The sequence below is a fragment of the Vibrio sp. 1180_3 genome (assembly GCF_029478545.1).
GTDB classification, from domain to species: domain Bacteria; phylum Pseudomonadota; class Gammaproteobacteria; order Enterobacterales; family Vibrionaceae; genus Vibrio; species Vibrio aestuarianus.
In genome coordinates this window covers 108,554-125,067 of the sequence record NZ_SJFM01000004.1, presented here as the reverse complement: position 1 = coordinate 125,067, position 16,514 = coordinate 108,554, and the positions used below count along the sequence as shown (strand labels likewise).

Annotated in this window: 11 protein-coding genes; 4 read left to right on the top strand and 7 right to left on the bottom strand. The window is 43.4% G+C overall.

Annotated elements, in window-relative coordinates:
* Positions 1–18 precede the first annotated feature (18 nt).
* The 4 genes from EYW48_RS04335 to EYW48_RS04320 are packed head-to-tail and all read right to left on the bottom strand — an operon-like array spanning position 19 to position 6,166.
* On the bottom strand, positions 19–2,133 hold the full coding sequence (locus EYW48_RS04335; RefSeq protein ID WP_053308955.1) for a type I secretion system permease/ATPase: 2,115 nt from the start codon (positions 2,131–2,133) through the stop codon (positions 19–21).
* Between the two features lie 17 nt (positions 2,134–2,150).
* Positions 2,151–4,061 (bottom strand): EAL domain-containing protein, encoded by a 1,911-nt coding sequence (locus EYW48_RS04330; protein ID WP_053308956.1) that lies wholly within the window; start codon positions 4,059–4,061, stop codon positions 2,151–2,153.
* Between the two features lie 5 nt (positions 4,062–4,066).
* Positions 4,067–4,729 carry a transglutaminase-like cysteine peptidase gene (locus tag EYW48_RS04325; RefSeq protein WP_053308957.1) on the bottom strand — a complete coding sequence of 221 codons (663 nt, stop codon included), beginning with the start codon at positions 4,727–4,729 and terminating at the stop codon, positions 4,067–4,069.
* 45 nt (positions 4,730–4,774) lie between these two features.
* Positions 4,775–6,166 carry an HlyD family type I secretion periplasmic adaptor subunit gene (locus EYW48_RS04320; RefSeq protein WP_053308958.1) on the bottom strand — a complete coding sequence of 464 codons (1,392 nt, stop codon included), beginning with the start codon at positions 6,164–6,166 and terminating at the stop codon, positions 4,775–4,777.
* 238 nt (positions 6,167–6,404) lie between these two features.
* Here EYW48_RS04320 and pdxH point away from each other — a divergent pair, with 238 nt between their 5' ends.
* Positions 6,405–7,040, top strand: coding sequence for a pyridoxamine 5'-phosphate oxidase (gene pdxH, locus EYW48_RS04315; protein ID WP_053308959.1), 636 nt, complete (start codon positions 6,405–6,407; stop codon positions 7,038–7,040).
* 29 nt (positions 7,041–7,069) lie between these two features.
* Here the strand turns inward: pdxH and EYW48_RS04310 are convergent, their stop codons facing one another.
* The 3 genes from EYW48_RS04310 to EYW48_RS04300 all read right to left on the bottom strand — a co-directional run bounded on the left by EYW48_RS04310 (position 7,070) and on the right by EYW48_RS04300 (position 11,160).
* The gene (locus tag EYW48_RS04310) at positions 7,070–7,786 is read right to left on the bottom strand and encodes a PAS domain-containing protein (protein WP_171979864.1); all 717 of its coding nucleotides are present in this window, start codon (positions 7,784–7,786) and stop codon (positions 7,070–7,072) included.
* Between the two features lie 292 nt (positions 7,787–8,078).
* Positions 8,079–9,899, bottom strand: coding sequence for an SUMF1/EgtB/PvdO family nonheme iron enzyme (locus EYW48_RS04305; protein WP_053308961.1), 1,821 nt, complete (start codon positions 9,897–9,899; stop codon positions 8,079–8,081).
* Positions 9,900–10,056: 157 nt separating this feature from the next.
* The gene (locus EYW48_RS04300; RefSeq protein WP_277431911.1) at positions 10,057–11,160 is read right to left on the bottom strand and encodes a PEGA domain-containing protein; all 1,104 of its coding nucleotides are present in this window, start codon (positions 11,158–11,160) and stop codon (positions 10,057–10,059) included.
* Positions 11,161–11,585: 425 nt separating this feature from the next.
* Between EYW48_RS04300 and EYW48_RS04295 the strand changes: the two genes are divergently transcribed.
* The 3 genes from EYW48_RS04295 (at position 11,586) to EYW48_RS04285 (ending at position 16,507) form a co-directional block, all read left to right on the top strand.
* Positions 11,586–12,410, top strand: a complete 825-nt coding sequence (locus tag EYW48_RS04295) for an AraC family transcriptional regulator (RefSeq protein WP_053308962.1) — start codon at positions 11,586–11,588, stop codon at positions 12,408–12,410.
* A 254-nt stretch (positions 12,411–12,664) separates the two neighbouring features.
* Positions 12,665–15,787: a bifunctional proline dehydrogenase/L-glutamate gamma-semialdehyde dehydrogenase PutA gene (gene putA / locus EYW48_RS04290; protein WP_277431910.1), complete on the top strand. Its 3,123-nt coding sequence runs from the start codon at positions 12,665–12,667 to the stop codon at positions 15,785–15,787.
* A gap of 21 nt (positions 15,788–15,808) precedes the next feature.
* Positions 15,809–16,507, top strand: coding sequence for a 1-pyrroline-5-carboxylate dehydrogenase (locus tag EYW48_RS04285; RefSeq protein ID WP_277431909.1), 699 nt, complete (start codon positions 15,809–15,811; stop codon positions 16,505–16,507).
* Positions 16,508–16,514 lie beyond the last annotated feature (7 nt).

Genomic DNA, 16,514 nt, shown 5'->3' with positions numbered 1-16,514 from the left:
TACAATAAGTAATCGGTATTACTGTACTGCGCGAACCTTACCTTGCTTGAGGTCATTCAACACCATAGATTTTGGACCATCGGCGATGACGCAACCTTTTTCCATCACAATCACGCGATCAACGATATCCAACATTGATGTTTTATGTGTAATCAATATCAAGGTTTCACTTGGTGTTAGTTGGGATAACTGATGCTTTATGTGCATTTCAGAGCGGTTATCCATTGCGCTGGTGGGTTCATCCAGTAAAAGCACAGGTGGTCTGCCTAAAAGAGCGCGAGCGATAGCAATCGCTTGTCGTTGCCCACCTGAGAGAAGTAAACCCCCTTCACCGACTTGGCGCTCTAATCCTGCAGGATCTTGCTGAGTAAATACTGTCACTCCAGCTCGGTTCGCTGCATCCATAACATCTCTGTCATCGACTAAAGGTCGACCTAGGGTGATGTTGTCTCGAATAGAGCCATAGAACAGGTTGCTATCTTGTGGCACACAGCCAATATTACGGCGTACATCAATGTGATGAAGTTGTGCAATATCGGTGTCATCGATGCGTACATGGCCTTCTGTTGGTTGGTACAGCCCCATGATCAGGCGTTCTAACGTCGTTTTCCCCGAACCGATACGGCCAATGATAGCAACCTTCTCTCCAGGGGTGATCGTGATACTCAAATTGCGAATAGAAGCGACTGGCGAATCAGGGTAATGAAAGGTGACGTTATCAAGTTCAATCTTCCCTTGCACTATTGGACGGTGAATATAACGCTTACCTTTTTCTTGTTCATCAGGCATTTGCATTACTTGTTCAATGATTTTTAGGGAGGATTTCGCTTGATTATAACGGGTAGAAAGCAGTGAAAGTTGGACCATTGGCCCAATGGCACGTCCACTCAACATGGTAGCGGCAATAAGGCCACCCATAGTGAGATCACCGGAAGAAATTAAATACACGCCAAAAATGATCATCCCCACATTTGCCGCTTGTTGAACAAAGCCTGCGGTATTTTGGATGCCATCGGTAATACGGCGGCTTTTTATATTCCAATTGGCCATATGTGCGACCGCTTCTTCCCAGCGGTATTGGAACTGACTTTGAGCACCAAATAATTTTACGGTTTCTAACCCTGCCAAGCTCTCTATTAAGTTTGCGTATTTTTGTGAGGCTAGGCGAGAACCCTCTTCTATTGCTCGTCGTAACGGCGCTTGAATGAGAAGAGAATAGATAGCAATGATAAGCACGCCCGCAATGGGCACAAGCACTAAATTGCCAGCCATAAACCAAATCAGGAGAAGAAATAGCAGCGCGAATGGAAGGTCGATCAATGATGAAATTGTTGCTGAGGTAAAAAATTCACGAATCGACTCAAATTCCTGTAGGTGGCGTGCAAATGCGCCTACTGATGGAGGACGTGATTCCATGCGGATTCCCATCACTTTGCTAAACAGTTTTGAGGATATGAGAATATCTGATTTCTTTCCGGCAACATCAATAAAGTAGCTACGAAGTAGTTTGAGCAATAAATCAAATAAGAAGATAACGAAAATACCACTTGCGAGTACCCACAATGTTTCAAAGGCGAGGTTTGGCACAACTTTATCGTAAACCAAGCGGCTAAACATGGGCGCGGCAATGGCAAATAGGTTAATCAATATAGAGGCTATCAGTACGTCACGGTAGATATGTTTTGACTGCCATAATGTACCCCAAAACCAATGGCCATCCCGAGTTTTTAAGACTTCAGGTGAGCGTTCATCATAGCGAAACTGCTTTTTGACCATAAAGTAGCGACCAATATATCGCTCGGTCAGTTCCTCTAATGGCAAGGCAACAGGAATTAACCCTGATTCTGCGGTAACAATTTCAGCCTCCTGACTTTCCTCATTAATGCTATTAAGCACGCACGCCTCGCCACCTTTCAGTAGCAGTACAACAGGAAAGACCAATTTGGGTATTTGCTGTAGTGTTGAGCGATTTTCTTTCGCAACCAAGCCAGCCCGTTCAGCAGCGCGAGGGAATAGAAAAGGTGTCAGTTTACCATCGGACAGTGGTAGACCGTTGATAAGCGCTTCTGGAGAATTCGCCAATCCGTAATAACGGCTCACATAGATAAGCGAATTAAGTAGCGTGTCTTGCATTACATCTGACCTTCTTCTTATTTATCAACAATAAAGCCTTGGAAGACTTCAATAAAATGCTCGGAAAGAAAATCAAGCTGTGTTTGAGTCTCAACCCTTGATGCAATAGTGGTGATACCTAAATTATGCGCAGTACGAGAAATTGACGTTAAAGTGAATTTCTGTTTTTCATCATCTAAATGGTGCGTAAATAGGTAATCTAGCTTCACATATTTTGGCCGGAATTCATTAATGTAATCTAAAGACTGGAAGTTTCGTCCATAGTTATCAACTCCAAAATCAGCGCCAGCGGTACGCACTGCATTACAAAATAATGCCGTGTGATGAGGGGCATTGATAAAGCACGCTTCCGGTATTTCAAAATGCAAATTTGCACAAATGGATCGGTGTTTGGTAAGAGTTTGGGTTATCCAACGAATAAAGCTTGGCTGAGAAATACTGCTTTGAGCAATGTTAATGGCTAAAGGTTCGTTAACTTCTGAATTCTCTAATTTTTTTATCATCGACTGTATAACATACTCGTCAAATATATGACTTGCATTGAGCTGATCGAGTGCGAACAGGTACTGATTAGCACTGTAACGTTGGCCATCATGTTCAATTGCGGAAAACACTTCTCGATGGAAAGTTTGTCCCCAACTGTTATTCGCAGCTTGCAGGCGGAAACTAAACCAGTCGTTATGAATCGCTTCTTCAACTAGAGTTTTCCACTGTTGTTTACCCATCACCACTTGATCGGTTTCACTACTCACAAAGCCATAAGGGAGGTCTGGGTTGGCTGTGGCGAGTGCCAGTGCATTATCGAGCAGTGACAGTACCTGTGTCGAAGATTTAGGCTCTTTATTATAAACGACCCCTAAAGAAACTTTAGCTGATGCCATACCCGTTGGGTCGGCGCTGACGTCTTGCACAAAATTCATAATGCTGTCGGCAATAATTTTTAGTTCACTTTCATCCATGTTTGGCAAAATGAAACCAAACTCTTCTGTTGAAATTCGCGCTAGAGTGACTTCTGGAGATGTAATTGAGACTTTGAGGTGGTCTGCTAAGTGTCGAACCATGCCATCTCCGGCTTCATACCCTTTATCTTCATACAACTCTTTAACGAATTCAGCTTGAAGAATTGCAACCCCACCAAGTGCACTTTCTGTTAGCCAGCTATTGAGTTGGCTCATGTAGTAGGCGCGGTTACCTAAGTGAGAAACCGGGTCGATATAAGCCCGTTCACGCAATTGCTGCGCTTCTTGCGCTTGTGCTTTGAATGATTTTTCAACTTGCGCCGACATACTATTGATGCCATCAACGACATAGATGAGATCTTTAGTTGCGGGGCGAGGAAGCGGTTCACCGAATTGGTTACGCGCCACTTGCTCCATTTTTTCGACGATCATTTGTAGCGGACGCAAAGCGCGTTTTAGAATGAAAGCAATCGCGGCTAAACCAATAATAAAAATGGCGCTAAAAGCGGTGAGCAAGCGAAGTAAAGCTTGCCAAAGTTGGGCATAAGCTTCGCCAGGGTGGCTGACGATTTCCACTTCAGCGAGCTGCATCCAGCCACTCGTCACTACGCGCTGGTCATGAATAGGAGCAAACAGGTGTAGATCGGTAAACCATTGCGGTACATCACTTGGTTTTATTGGATAGGAGCGTAAAATCTCCTCTTCATCGTCCAAAAAAATCAGCCGCACGACAGAGTATGAACTGCCATCAAATAACGCGTTGATGACTGATTCAACGGCAATCTTATCTTTTTTCTCTAGATACGGTGCCAGCGCTAGCCCTACGGTGTTGATGGTGTTACTGACTTCAGAGCGTTGCTGCTGCTCTAAGCTGTTGCGGGTGGTATTGAACTCAATGATAAATACTGAAGTCATCAGCATTATAAAGACTGCAATCATTCCCGCTACAAGTTGTTTATATAGCGTCATATTACCTACTCATCGTAACTTATTATTGGTTTATTTAATTTTAGCGAACGCTCACGAGCCCGTAAGTCATTCCAAAGACTCAACCGTGAAGAATCTCCAGCGAGCTGGCCATTTTTCGATTTCATTAGCCACAAATTCTTACCGTTAAAACTGTATATCGGCAGTAAATCGCGACGTACCGATGCTGGCTTAATTTCAGGATTTATATTGTCTAAAATTAAAGGCTCGGCATTCGGTGTTGAATAATAGGCAAGTACCATGTGAAACTGGTTTAACTCTATTGCTTTAACGTATACAAGACGTAGCTTCTTATCATCGATACCTAATTCAAGCAGTGAGAAGTACTTTGCAATAGTGAAATCTTCACAGTCTCCGGCATTGCTGCCGAGAAACTCAAGAGGTGTTGCCCAATAGTCATTTTTCCCCCACAAATCAATATCGTTAACGAAATATAATTGATTGAAAAAACTATTTATTTTTGTGAGTTGTTGCTGTTCCGACGCATTTTGGTACTTGGCGATTTCTTTGCGCCACGTTTCAACTCGCTTGCCTGCTCGAGTTCCATAAGTGCGAGTCACCGCATCCACCCACTGTTGCTCTTTGGTGTTGAGCGCTTGTGGTGCGGATGTCGTCAATATCAATAAAAACAACGCAGGCCAAAACTTCATTGGTAGTTATGACCAACGTTTTGTTTAACGTTCATTGGGTGAAGGTTATTCCCTAAGTGCATTTTTTTGCGCGCCTAATATTGGTTTTAGTAAGTAATCCATTACTGTGCGTTTACCAGTAATGATATCTACTGATGCCGTCATTCCTGGAATAATCGGTAAATTTGCATCATGACCTAAACTGGTTTCGTTGGTTCTGATACGAACCAGATAATAACTTTTACCTTCTTCATCTTGCGTAGTATCAGCGCTGATGTGTTCAAGTCGTCCTTCTAAGCCACCATATTTAGTAAAATCATAGGCGCTAAATTTAACAATAGCAGGTAGTTCTGGATGCAGAAAAGCAATGTCTTGAGGGGCTATTTGCGCTTCGACGACTAGCGTATCTTCGGTGGGCACTACTTCGACAATATCCATTCCTGGTTGGATAACACCGCCAACGGTGTTGACATAAAGTGTTTTGATTGTGCCAGTCACAGGAGAGACAACCACGGTACGATTTACTTTATCTTCAAGGCCTACCGCCGACTCTGTAATAGAGGATAGCTTGTCTTGAGCATCATTCAGCTTTTCTTGCTGCTCAGAGCGGAATGTTTGCGCGGCACTAATGCGGTTAAGCATCGCTTCCCGAATGGTTGATTTCAGTACCGGAATTTTCAGTTCACTGGATGTCATCTCGCGACGCGTATCATTAACTTGGCGCTGTAATTTGAGTAATTCAATTCGAGGCACAACGCCTTCATCAGCTAAAGGCTGGGTGATTTCCAACTCTTTTTGAGCGAAGTTATAACTTTGGCGGAGGTTCTTTACCCTAGCTTCTATTTCAACGAGATCTTGCTGTTTCTGTTTAACTTGTTGATCAAGTAAGGAGAGTTGGTTGCGAAGATTATTCAAATCTTGACGATATTCGGCTTTCTGTCTTTCAACTAACAGAGGCTGAGTATCTTTTAATATGGGAGGGAAAGCCAGTTTGTTAAAATCAATTCTTACGCTGTTTTGCCATTGATTTTCATCGAAATTTTCGTCAATCACTACACTAGTAATTGAAGCCGAGAGCTGTAAAACGCTAGCCGTTAAGTTGGAGACTTGTTGTTCGCGTTCTCGGTAATCAGAACGAAAACGAGTATCGTCAATAAGCAGCAGTTGTTGCCCTTTTTGGACCTTTTCACCTTCGCGAACCATTATTTGTTTTACCAAGCCGCCTTCCAAGTTCTGCACTACTTGAATTTGCGAAGAGGGAACCACCTTGCCTTGTCCGACGGTGACTTTATCTATTTCTGCCCATGAAGCCCAAAATATCGCCAAAATAAAGAAGCAGACCATAACCCAAAGCATAATACGCGCACTATTTGGTGTATTGAGCAGTAGAGCGGCAGTTTTATCGTCCACATACTCTAATTCAGTGGTGGAGAGTTTGTTATAACTCTTATTGCTCATGGGTTATCCTTGTGCCTAGTCATATTGTGTATTTGCTTGATTTTATTACTTGTCTAGCAAAATGTTAAGGTTTTGCTACTCATCATTAGGCTTGTATTCAGTATTTTAATCAATAGATGCTTTCAATTTCAGTTTCTATTACAGTTTAGCTGTTAATTATTGATTTTGTGGTGTTGCCACACGCTTGAGTTCTCTCACTGATAAGCGCACAATCACCAAAAAACTCACAGGAGTCGCAATGGAACTTTCAGACATTCGCCGTGAATATATTCAAGGTGGGTTGAGACGCAAAGATTTGCTGGCCAATCCGATCGATCAATTTAATCTTTGGCTTCAACAAGCTATTGATGCCGGTCTTACCGATCCTACCGCCATGACAGTGGCAACCGTTGACGAGCATGGCCAACCTTTTCAGCGAATCGTCTTGTTGAAAAATGTCGAAAAAGAGGGATTTGTCTTTTATACCAATTTAGGCAGCCGCAAAGCGCAGCATATTGAGCACAATAACAAAATTAGTCTGCATTTCCCTTGGCATCCTATTGAGAGGCAAGTGCACATTACTGGTATCGTTGAAAAGCTGTCAGCTTTTGAAAATATGAAATATTTCACATCTCGTCCTAAAGAGAGCCAAATAGCCGCCATTGCGAGCCGTCAAAGTAGCCGCATCTCTGCTCGAGGCATCTTAGAAGGTAAGTATTTAGAATTGAAGAAGAAGTTCGAGAAAGGTGATATTCCAGTTCCCAGTTTTTGGGGGGGATATCGCATCAAGCCTGAGTCGATAGAGTTTTGGCAAGGGGGCGAGCACCGTTTGCATGACCGATTTATATTTACTCATCATGATCAAGCATGGGATATTGAACGCCTAGCTCCATAGTGACTATGACTTGATAAAAATGCCCCGATTTATGCGGGGCATTCGTTATTTAAGACGATTGATAACTGTGTTTTGAGTAGTGTCTTAGGGATATGAGAACCATAACCTTGGTCGAGTGCCATATCGATTAACTGCTCTTTGCTGTGTGCGCCAAACTTAGTTCTTAGCTTTGCTTCATAACCCTCGACGGTTTTAGTTGAAATGTTCATTACCCGAGCAATGTGTTTGGGCTTTTTACCATAGAGAAGCAAAAATAACACTTCGGATTCTCTGGTTGTTAATGTGTTTTTCAACGTCTCGTGAAGGCTGGTGGCATGCTGAGCTGTCGTCAGTCCCGTTGCTCTGCATATCCAATGTCCTACCTCCAAGATAGCGGTATCGGTTAACTCTTGACCAAAGAAAATCGTGCCTTGAACTTCTCCTTGAACATTGAACCACGGTGTTTTGGTAAAGATATGTGCTCGCCAAGAGCCATCGGGATAAGGGTGGATATCGAGTACTTTTAACTGTTTTTGAGTGGTGATGACGTAGTGATCTTGTTGCTGAAATTCAGTTGCACACGTTGTGGTTGGGCTAGGCATCTCGAAATCGGTAAGACCGATACACTGTTTTGCATCCTCAACACCGATTAACCTACCATAAGCATCATTCGCGTAAACAAATACTGAGTTAAGGTCTTTGCACCCCCAGTAGCCAGGTAGTTGCTTAAATAACGAAATTTGTTCGTCACTGAGAAAGTTACTCACGATAGATCCCCTAGATATCAGACCGATATGATACCAAGAGCATTCACAGTTGTAATCATGCAAAATCATGAATAAAAAAAGCCAGCCTGAAGAGGGGCTGGCATAAAAACAAGAAATGAATCTTGTCGACGTGTAGAAGAGGTTCTGTGAATTCTGCTAGGGTCTCGCTGAATTCACGGATATACCACATGGATATAAATTATTAAACTTGTTTAATAATCGTCGCTACTATATTCGATCTATACAGCACGAAAAAAGGGGGGAATTCCCCCCTTTTCTGCTTTGATTATGCTTAAAGTTCTCTAACTACTCTAAAACCAACATAGTTAGCAGATGTAGCAGGAGCGATAAAGAGTTTGCCATGAGCGGCTGCTGTCGATGGAGAAAAGCTCCATGCCCCACCTTTTGCTTTACCTACAGGGTCATTGGTCCATTCCCAAACATTACCTACGACGTCATAGATACCCAAGTTATTAGGTGCAAATGACTTAACTGGTGAGGTGCTTTTATTTGACCAAGGAGTGCCACTCCAGCCTGTATTGGCTTTTCCTGTACCAAAGTCATTGCCCCACCAGTAATCGGTTTGTGCCCCTGCTCTCGCCGCTATTTCCCATTCGTCTTCGGTTGGAAGGCGGTAGGTATAGCCAGTCTGTTTACTTAGCCAACGAGTATAAGCTTTAGCGTCATTTTGGCTGATGCACACGACCGGAGATTGGCTTAATTGTTTAAAGCCGGGATCGCGCCAGTAGCTTCCGGCAATCGGAGTGATCTCAGACTCAGAGACAGTGGTACAAAGTTTTTGTAATTCAGCATCCGTTTGATAAGTCGTTTGATTAATAAAGGTTTCAAATTGACCAACCGTGATTGGTGTTGTTCCAATTGCGAAAGCATGATCAAGGCGAATCTGTTTTGATGCATGTTCACCAATTAAGTATTCACCGGAAATTAATGTGACAAGCTCTGGGGCTTTAATATCCCCCTTTAATGTGTCGGCAAACTTATGACCAGCTTTTAATATATTGTCTTTTTCACGCAAAACGGCTCGCAACGTATTGTCGGATGTAATTTTGAGCTCTTGATGGAAAGAGTGATAACCTTCTTTTTCTATTGTTACGACATGAGGTCCAACAGGAAGCATCACCTCAACGGGGGTACTGCCGTAGTGAACGCTATCAATGGTGACTTTGTCACTGTATTGGTTAGAACGAATAGAGAGTGTGACCCAGGCTACCTCTTTCTGCTTTTCACCGTTTGGCGAGTATTCTCCAGGGGCGAAACAGTATTGTGAATCGACATTCAGTAGTTTGCAGGGAGTATTTTCACTAGGTCTTGCGTCCAGTTGTACATCCAGTACGGTTTTGAACTTGTTGCCACTGTAAAATCCCGATTCTACGGCTTTATGACGTAGCACATGAATGTTGAGTGACACATTCGCTAAGTGCTGCTTCACTAGGTTAGATTCAGTAGTTTGATCGATTAAGTGACTTTGGTATTGGTTAACGGCTTTTTGTAAGGCTAAATCGTTAGTTTGTTTTGCGCATTGAGCGAGTGTCATGTCTGCACTACATGCATTAGTAAAGCTGACCGTTTGCTCACCGTTTTGTCTGAGCTCACCTTTTAAACGTTCAACGCGTGCACGCAACTTATGTTGCTCTAATTCAGCAATGCCTTTTTCGACGGTATGTTGAGCCGCTTTTTTTTCAGCCAGTAGGGCTTCGAGCTCTTGGAGTTTTTGCTCTGCTTCTAAACGTGCTTTCTGGTTTTGCTTTACATTGGCCCAAGCCGACTGATAGGCATTTTGAGATGGCATGATGTCCAGATCAGGGTCATCGATCATTTTCATATAGTCGCGTTCTAAATCGGCTTTCGCTTTAGTGAGCGCGGCATCTAAGCTTTGAGTCTGTTGATTAAGCCTATCCAGTTCGCTTTGGTGATTATTGACCATCACCTGCTGCTCATTGGCTGCCGTTTGGGCTGCTTGTAACTCGGACTGTTTAGTAAACAACGCGTCATCAATGGCAATAACTGAGGAAGGCGTTCCTTCTGCCATCGTCGACGTTGCCACTAAGCAAGGCGAAAGTGCTAATAAGAGAGCGGGTAAACCTTGTCGCATTGTTATCTACTTCAGTTAGGTTATTAGTTCATTGTGACTATTCTAAACGAAAACGCCATTTTGTCTGAAGTCATCTTTCAATAACTTAGTGACAAAATGGCGTTTTAACCGCATCTTTGTGAATTACGACAGAAAAACTGCGTTATCTGCGGACTATTTAGCTATCTTTGTTTGGTCTAAGTTTGACCCAAACCGTATCGTTGCCGTTAATCGTGAGCACACGATTGTAGGTTTCGTAACCATCTTTCGATACCGTTACTTGGTGGCGGCCACTTGGTAGGACGATTTCAACCGGTGTACTACCATAGTTAATGCCATTGATCGTCACAGCGTCATTGTACTGATCTGAACGGACAGTAATATTTGCCCACTGTTTGTCATTCTTTTTTGTGCCTTCCGATGTTCCGCCTTTTAAGCAATATCTAGAAGAAACATTCAACAACTTACAAGCAGCAACGGCTTCTGGTTTTGCCTGAAGCTGGGCTTGCATTTGCGTGAAATATTCATTGTTACCTTCGAAACCACTGCGGATGATCTGACTTTCTTGCACAAAGATATTGAGCTCAACACCTTTGAGGTTTTGCTTGGCAATAACCGATTCAGTCAAGTTATCAAGCAATTTAGCACGGAATGACTTCACTGCTTTTTGTTTTGTTAGATGTTGTCCTTGATTAGAACATTCACCTAGCGTCATCGTAGTAGAACAAGCCGTTTTATAGCTTGTTTCGAGAACACTGCTTTCACGCAGTTCTGCTTCTAAGCGTTTTACTCTTGCTTCAATGCGTGATTCTGCAAGGTTTGAGTATTCATTACTCAAGCGAGCTTGCTTTTGTTTAATTTGAGACAAACGCATTTCGCTTTCGGTCATGGTTTGATTGTTCTCGAGCTTCTCAGCTTGGTTCTGTTTTACTGCAGACCAAGTTTCTTGGTACCTCTTTTGAAATGAGACTAAATCTGTATCTGGATCATCTAAAAGACGGCCATATTGTTTGTCCAATGCAGACTTAGCGCGATTTCGCTTAGCATTAAGCTCTTCACCTTCACGCTGAAGGCGAGCTTGTTCATTTTTGAGTTGTTGAAGCTTGGCTCCCTCTGCTTCATATTCTGAAGAAATCGCGTCGATTTCACTCTGTTTAGTAGTCATTTTTTCATCGATAGCGGTGACAGGATCAACCTGAGTAACTTCTTCCGCGTACACCGATGCAGATACCCAAATAGGGCTTAGCGCAAGCAATAGCGCTGGGATGTGACGTGTGATCATAGGTCCCTGCAACAAATTAACGTTTAACCACAAAAGTGGGAAAGACAAACTTTTGACAGCTGTAGTAGATAAGCTGTTTTCGTAATGCAAATTCTATTCCGAATAACACCTAAATTTATTGAAATCTGCCAATAGGTGACTGATTTTTTAAATTTTATAAGTGCGCATCCTCATTTTGAGCCTAATGACGAAATATGCAAGCCTCTATTTTCGATCTACTTAGGGGTTTTGGGATTGAACACGCATTGACCGTAATTTATGTGCACTTGATCATTGTTCCGATTTGAGAATCGAAACTAATTTCACCCATGGACATTTTTTTTATATGTGCTTTGATGATTATATGGTTAAAAAGGACGGCTTTATTTTGGCTCTTGATAGTTTTGTTATAACATTTGGCAATCAATCCAATATGATGTTCGAAAATGAGTGATATTGCGCCGATTAAGCGGGTTAACTACCAGCTAAATGACAAAGTTTTGTCGCCAAAACCTGCGGAGTTGGTGACGTTACCCTCGTATATGGATTGTCATGAGCATAGTTATACGCAAATTGTTATTGGACTTAAAGGTCAGGCTGAATTTGAAGTTCAAGGCGTGGGTAACTTAGTCGGCCCTGGTCAGGGGTGTGTGGTGACATCTGGCTCTGATCATGCTTTCGGCGGCGTAGTGGGGCAGTCTGATATTTTAGTATTGAACATGGCCTTGCCCAGCAATGATGATCCTTTATTACTACAAAAAATCAATGAAATATCGAGTGCGGATACTTATTTTAAGCTTGATGGTCAAATTCAAAAATTGATCCATCTACTGGTCAAGGAAATGCAGTCAAACCCTGATGACCTACTGCTGAGTCGCGCATGTAATGATACCGTTATCGCTTTGCTACAACGCCATATCTCGGTGTTTGACACTCACCGTAAAGAGTCTCGCTTTGATCTTGAAGTGATCGATCGCTATATCGAATTGCATTTAAGCCATAAGATTTCAGTCGCTCAATTAGCAGGTAGTGTATTTCTGGGTGAAAGTCAGTTTCATATGTTATTTAAAGAACAGATGGGCATTACACCGCATCAATATCTACTCGGTAAGAGAATTGATATGGCGAAAACATTGATTGAGCAAGGACGTTTAAGTTTTGGTCAAATTGCTGAACTGACAGGGTTTTCCGGACAAAGTACTTTTACTCATTCATTTACTCGCCTACAAGGTGTTTCTCCTTCCCAGTACAAGAAAATGTGTCGCAGTTGAGGACATTTTTTCCTATTTCTTTTCTAAGCTTGTTTTTTCTGTGTCTTCAGTTTAGTTAAATTCTAGCAACAAGGTAGCAATTTACGGCATAACGTGTGGCTTTCTTTGATGTGATTGTGTTTTTATTTTGTTAATAGCCAGAGTTTTTAGCAAAAAGCTCGGAGTTTTTGACAAGTATTCTTCTCGGGCTCAAAATACACTGCTAGCCATTGCAGGAAACCCGACCTTTTCGGGTGTGAGATTGAGGAAAACGCATGTTTACAGCAACAGATGTGTTGAAAGCTGAGTTTGTCGAGCAACCGCTTGATAAGCTTTGGTCGCTGATCTCGCCACTTTATATGGTGGACGAATCCCAATGGCTAAAACAATTGCTTCCATTAGCAACTCCGACGGAGCCTGAAAAGTCGGCAATGTCGAGCAAAACCACATTATTAATTGAAGCGATACGAGCTGACAAAAAGTCAGTTCAGATGATTGATGCCCTGTTACTTGAGTACAGCTTAGATACACAAGAAGGCATTTTGCTGATGTGCTTAGCTGAAGCATTGATGCGTATCCCTGATACTGAAACGGCTGATGCCTTTATCAAAGATCGTCTCAGCGTGGCGGACTGGAAATCTCACCTTAAGAATTCTGAATCAGTTTTTGTTAATGCCTCAACATGGGGTTTAATGTTAACGGGTAAAGTTGTTGGTTTATCAGACTCGGAAACTGCCAGTCCAGCACAAGCATTGAATCGATTAGTCAACAAACTTTCAGAACCCGTTATTCGCAAAGCGATGCACCAAGCAATGAAAGTAATGGGCCATCAATTTGTTTTGGGGCGCACCATTGCTGAAGCACAGAAGAATGGCCGCCCGATGCGTGATAAGGGTTACACCTATTCATTTGATATGCTCGGTGAAGCAGCGCTGACAACAGCCGATGCTAACAAGTATTTCAAAGACTATTTGATGGCGATTGAGGCAGTTGGTCGTGACCAATATGGTTTGGAAACAAGCCCAGCCCCCTCGGTTTCCATTAAGCTTTCCGCATTACATCCTCGTTATGAAGTGGCAAATGAAGAACGCGTTCTCACCGAACTTTACGGCACATTACTCTCGCTTTTGGAACGTGCAGTTGAACTGAATGTGGCGATTACAATTGATGCGGAGGAGGCTGATCGCCTTGAGTTATCGCTTAAGCTTTTTGAGAAAGTCTATCGCAGCGATTTAGTGAAAGGATGGGGTAAGTTTGGCTTAGTGGTGCAAGCTTACTCTAAACGTGCTTTACCTGTTTTGATGTGGCTAAATGGACTTGCTAAAGCTCAAGGAGATTTAATTCCGCTGCGTCTAGTCAAAGGGGCTTACTGGGACAGTGAAGTAAAATGGTCACAGCAAGCAGGCTATAGCAATTACCCTGTTTATACTCGTAAAGAAGCGACTGATGTTGCCTACCTTGCGTGCGCCCGCTTCCTACTTAGTGAGAGTGTTCGCGGTAATATTTTTCCACAATTTGCTAGCCATAATGCGCAAACCGTGACGGCAATTGCAGTGATGGCGCAGCACAAAGATTTTGAATTCCAACGCTTACATGGAATGGGTGACGCTCTCTACCACCATGCAATGAGCGCCTACAAGCAGTCTGTGCGTATTTATGCACCTGTTGGCAGCCACAAAGACTTGCTACCGTACTTGGTACGCCGTTTACTAGAAAATGGGGCAAATAGTTCGTTTGTTCACCGCTTGGTGGATGCTCGTTGCCCTATCAGCAGCCTAACTCAACACCCGGTTGATATGCTGCTAGCGTACGACACACTGTACAACAACAAAATTCCATTACCTTCGAATATCTTCCCTGAGCGAGCGAACTCGTACGGAGTCAATATTGATATCGAAAGTGAAGCAAAACCTTTTGCAGAGAAAGTGGAAGCGTGGTTAAGCAAGCAATGGCGTGCTGCACCAGTTATCGGTGGTACTGACCACTACCAAAGCATGGTGAACCAAGGCGTTGAGCCTGAAGTAGTCTCCGCACCTTATGATCGCCGAGTTGAAGTTGGTCAGGTGATGTTTGCTAACCTTGATCATGCTTCCGCTGCTATTGAGGTGGCTGCGCAAGCCTTTGAAGCGTGGAATCTGCAACCTTCAACGCAACGCGCTGAAAAATTAGACAAACTTGCTGATTTATTGGAAGAGAATCTTGCTGAATTAGTTGCGCTTTGCCATCAAGAGGCGGGTAAAACAATTCACGATAGTATTGATGAAGTTCGTGAGGCGGTGGATTTTTGTCGCTATTACGCTAAGCAAGTCGCAATATTAAAACCATTTGAAGTAGAAAGTTTTGATGGCGAAACGCGTCAAGTTTGTCGTGAGGGGCGGGGTGTCTTTGTGTGTATCAGCCCGTGGAATTTCCCACTGGCAATTTTCCTTGGTCAAATTGCTGCGGCGCTGGTCGCCGGTAATACGGTTGTGGCAAAACCTGCGGAGCAAACCAGTTTAATTGCAGCGCGAGCTGTAGAGCTGATGCTAGAAGCTGGCTTCCCAACAGGTGTGATTCAACTCCTCCCTGGACGTGGCGCTGAAATTGGTAGTGCATTGACCTCTCATCCAGCAATTGCGGGAGTAGCGTTTACCGGTTCGACGGCAACGGCGCAACGTATTAATAAGACGTTGGCGGAACGCGATGCAGCCCCAGTACCATTTATTGCCGAGACTGGTGGCCAAAATGCGATGATCGTTGATAGCACCGCGTTACCAGAGCAGGTCGTGCGAGATGTTATTCGCTCGGCATTTGCCTCCGCAGGACAACGTTGTTCGGCATTACGGGTGTTGTTTGTTCAACAAGATATCGCTGATCGTATTATTAATTTGATCCAAGGTGCGATGAACGAGCTTAGCGTCGGTATTCCCCATTTACACAGTACGGACGTGGGTCCTGTGATTGATGATAAAGCCAAGCAAAAATTGCTTGCTCACATTGAACATATGACGCAAACACAAACAAAAGTAGCTCAATTTCCCCTCAGTGAGGCGTGTAATTGGGGTGACTTTGTGCCTCCTACTGCTTTTGAAATCTCAGATATTTCTTGTTTAACGGAAGAGCAGTTTGGTCCAATTTTACACATTGTTCGCTTTAAAGCGCGTGAGTTAACCGATGTCGTTGAGCAAATTAATCAAACAGGCTTTGGCTTAACCATGGGCATTCATAGCCGTAATGAAACAACGTATCGCTGGATAGAGAAACATGCTCGTGTTGGCAACTGTTACATCAACCGTGACCAAGTCGGCGCAGTGGTAGGTGTTCAACCATTTGGTGGCCAAGGACTTTCAGGCACTGGACCTAAAGCGGGTGGGCCTCATTACCTGTATCGTTTTACGCAAACTGTATTTGCTAATTAATTCAAGCGAAGGAGAAGTATTATGGTTCATCAAGTGACTCGTTTTTCCGACGCTTGTTCTGCATGGGAAAACTGGAACATTACCGACTTTGACTCTAAATGTGAGTGCTTACTTTCATTTAAAGGTTTATTACAAAGTTCTATTCCACAGTTGGCCAAAGTCATGTCTTATCATCTTCATCAGGCTTCTGCTTTGTTGGCGCAACCGCATCAGCTTATCGGACCCACTGGAGAAACCAATGAGCTTTATACCGCTGGGCGTGGGGTTGCCCTCATCATTCAAGGTGAGCATAGCGATAAAGCGAAACAAGCTTCGGTTGCTCAACTTTGCGCCGCGCTTGTCGCGGGTAATAGCGTTGTCTTTTGTAGTGACGATATTGAGTTAACCCAAGCTCTACAGGCTGCTTTTGAGCAATCTTCTTTACCGGCTAACGTGATTCAATTTTCATCTTTTGATGCCTATCACCAGTTGATGGAATCAGACGTAAGATGTCTAGGTTATGTTGGCCACACCTCGGTTGAACGTACGCTCAACCGTCAGCTAGCAAGTCGCACTGGTGCGATTGTCAGCCTAGTGTCTGAAACGGATTTGAACGCTATTCCGGTAGCACATGATCCACATTTATCGTTGCGCTTTATTACCGAGCGTACTCGCACAATAAATATAACAGCAGTGGGTGGTAATGCGACCTTGCTTGAACTTGGTAGCGAAACCCACTAATCCTTTC

What these genes read in the sequence shown, in the direction of transcription:
- EYW48_RS04330 (WP_053308956.1), bottom strand. Translation starts at nt 4,061, where the DNA reads ATGACGCTATATAAACAACTTGTAGCGGGAATGATTGCAGTCTTTATA.
- EYW48_RS04285 (WP_277431909.1), top strand. Translation starts at nt 15,809, where the DNA reads ATGGTTCATCAAGTGACTCGTTTTTCCGACGCTTGTTCTGCATGGGAA.
- EYW48_RS04300 (WP_277431911.1), bottom strand. Translation starts at nt 11,160, where the DNA reads ATGATCACACGTCACATCCCAGCGCTATTGCTTGCGCTAAGCCCTATT.
- EYW48_RS04325 (WP_053308957.1), bottom strand. Translation starts at nt 4,729, where the DNA reads ATGAAGTTTTGGCCTGCGTTGTTTTTATTGATATTGACGACATCCGCA.
- putA (WP_277431910.1), top strand. Translation starts at nt 12,665, where the DNA reads ATGTTTACAGCAACAGATGTGTTGAAAGCTGAGTTTGTCGAGCAACCG.
- EYW48_RS04335 (WP_053308955.1), bottom strand. Translation starts at nt 2,133, where the DNA reads ATGCAAGACACGCTACTTAATTCGCTTATCTATGTGAGCCGTTATTAC.
- pdxH (WP_053308959.1), top strand. Translation starts at nt 6,405, where the DNA reads ATGGAACTTTCAGACATTCGCCGTGAATATATTCAAGGTGGGTTGAGA.
- EYW48_RS04295 (WP_053308962.1), top strand. Translation starts at nt 11,586, where the DNA reads ATGAGTGATATTGCGCCGATTAAGCGGGTTAACTACCAGCTAAATGAC.
- EYW48_RS04305 (WP_053308961.1), bottom strand. Translation starts at nt 9,899, where the DNA reads ATGCGACAAGGTTTACCCGCTCTCTTATTAGCACTTTCGCCTTGCTTA.
- EYW48_RS04320 (WP_053308958.1), bottom strand. Translation starts at nt 6,166, where the DNA reads ATGAGCAATAAGAGTTATAACAAACTCTCCACCACTGAATTAGAGTAT.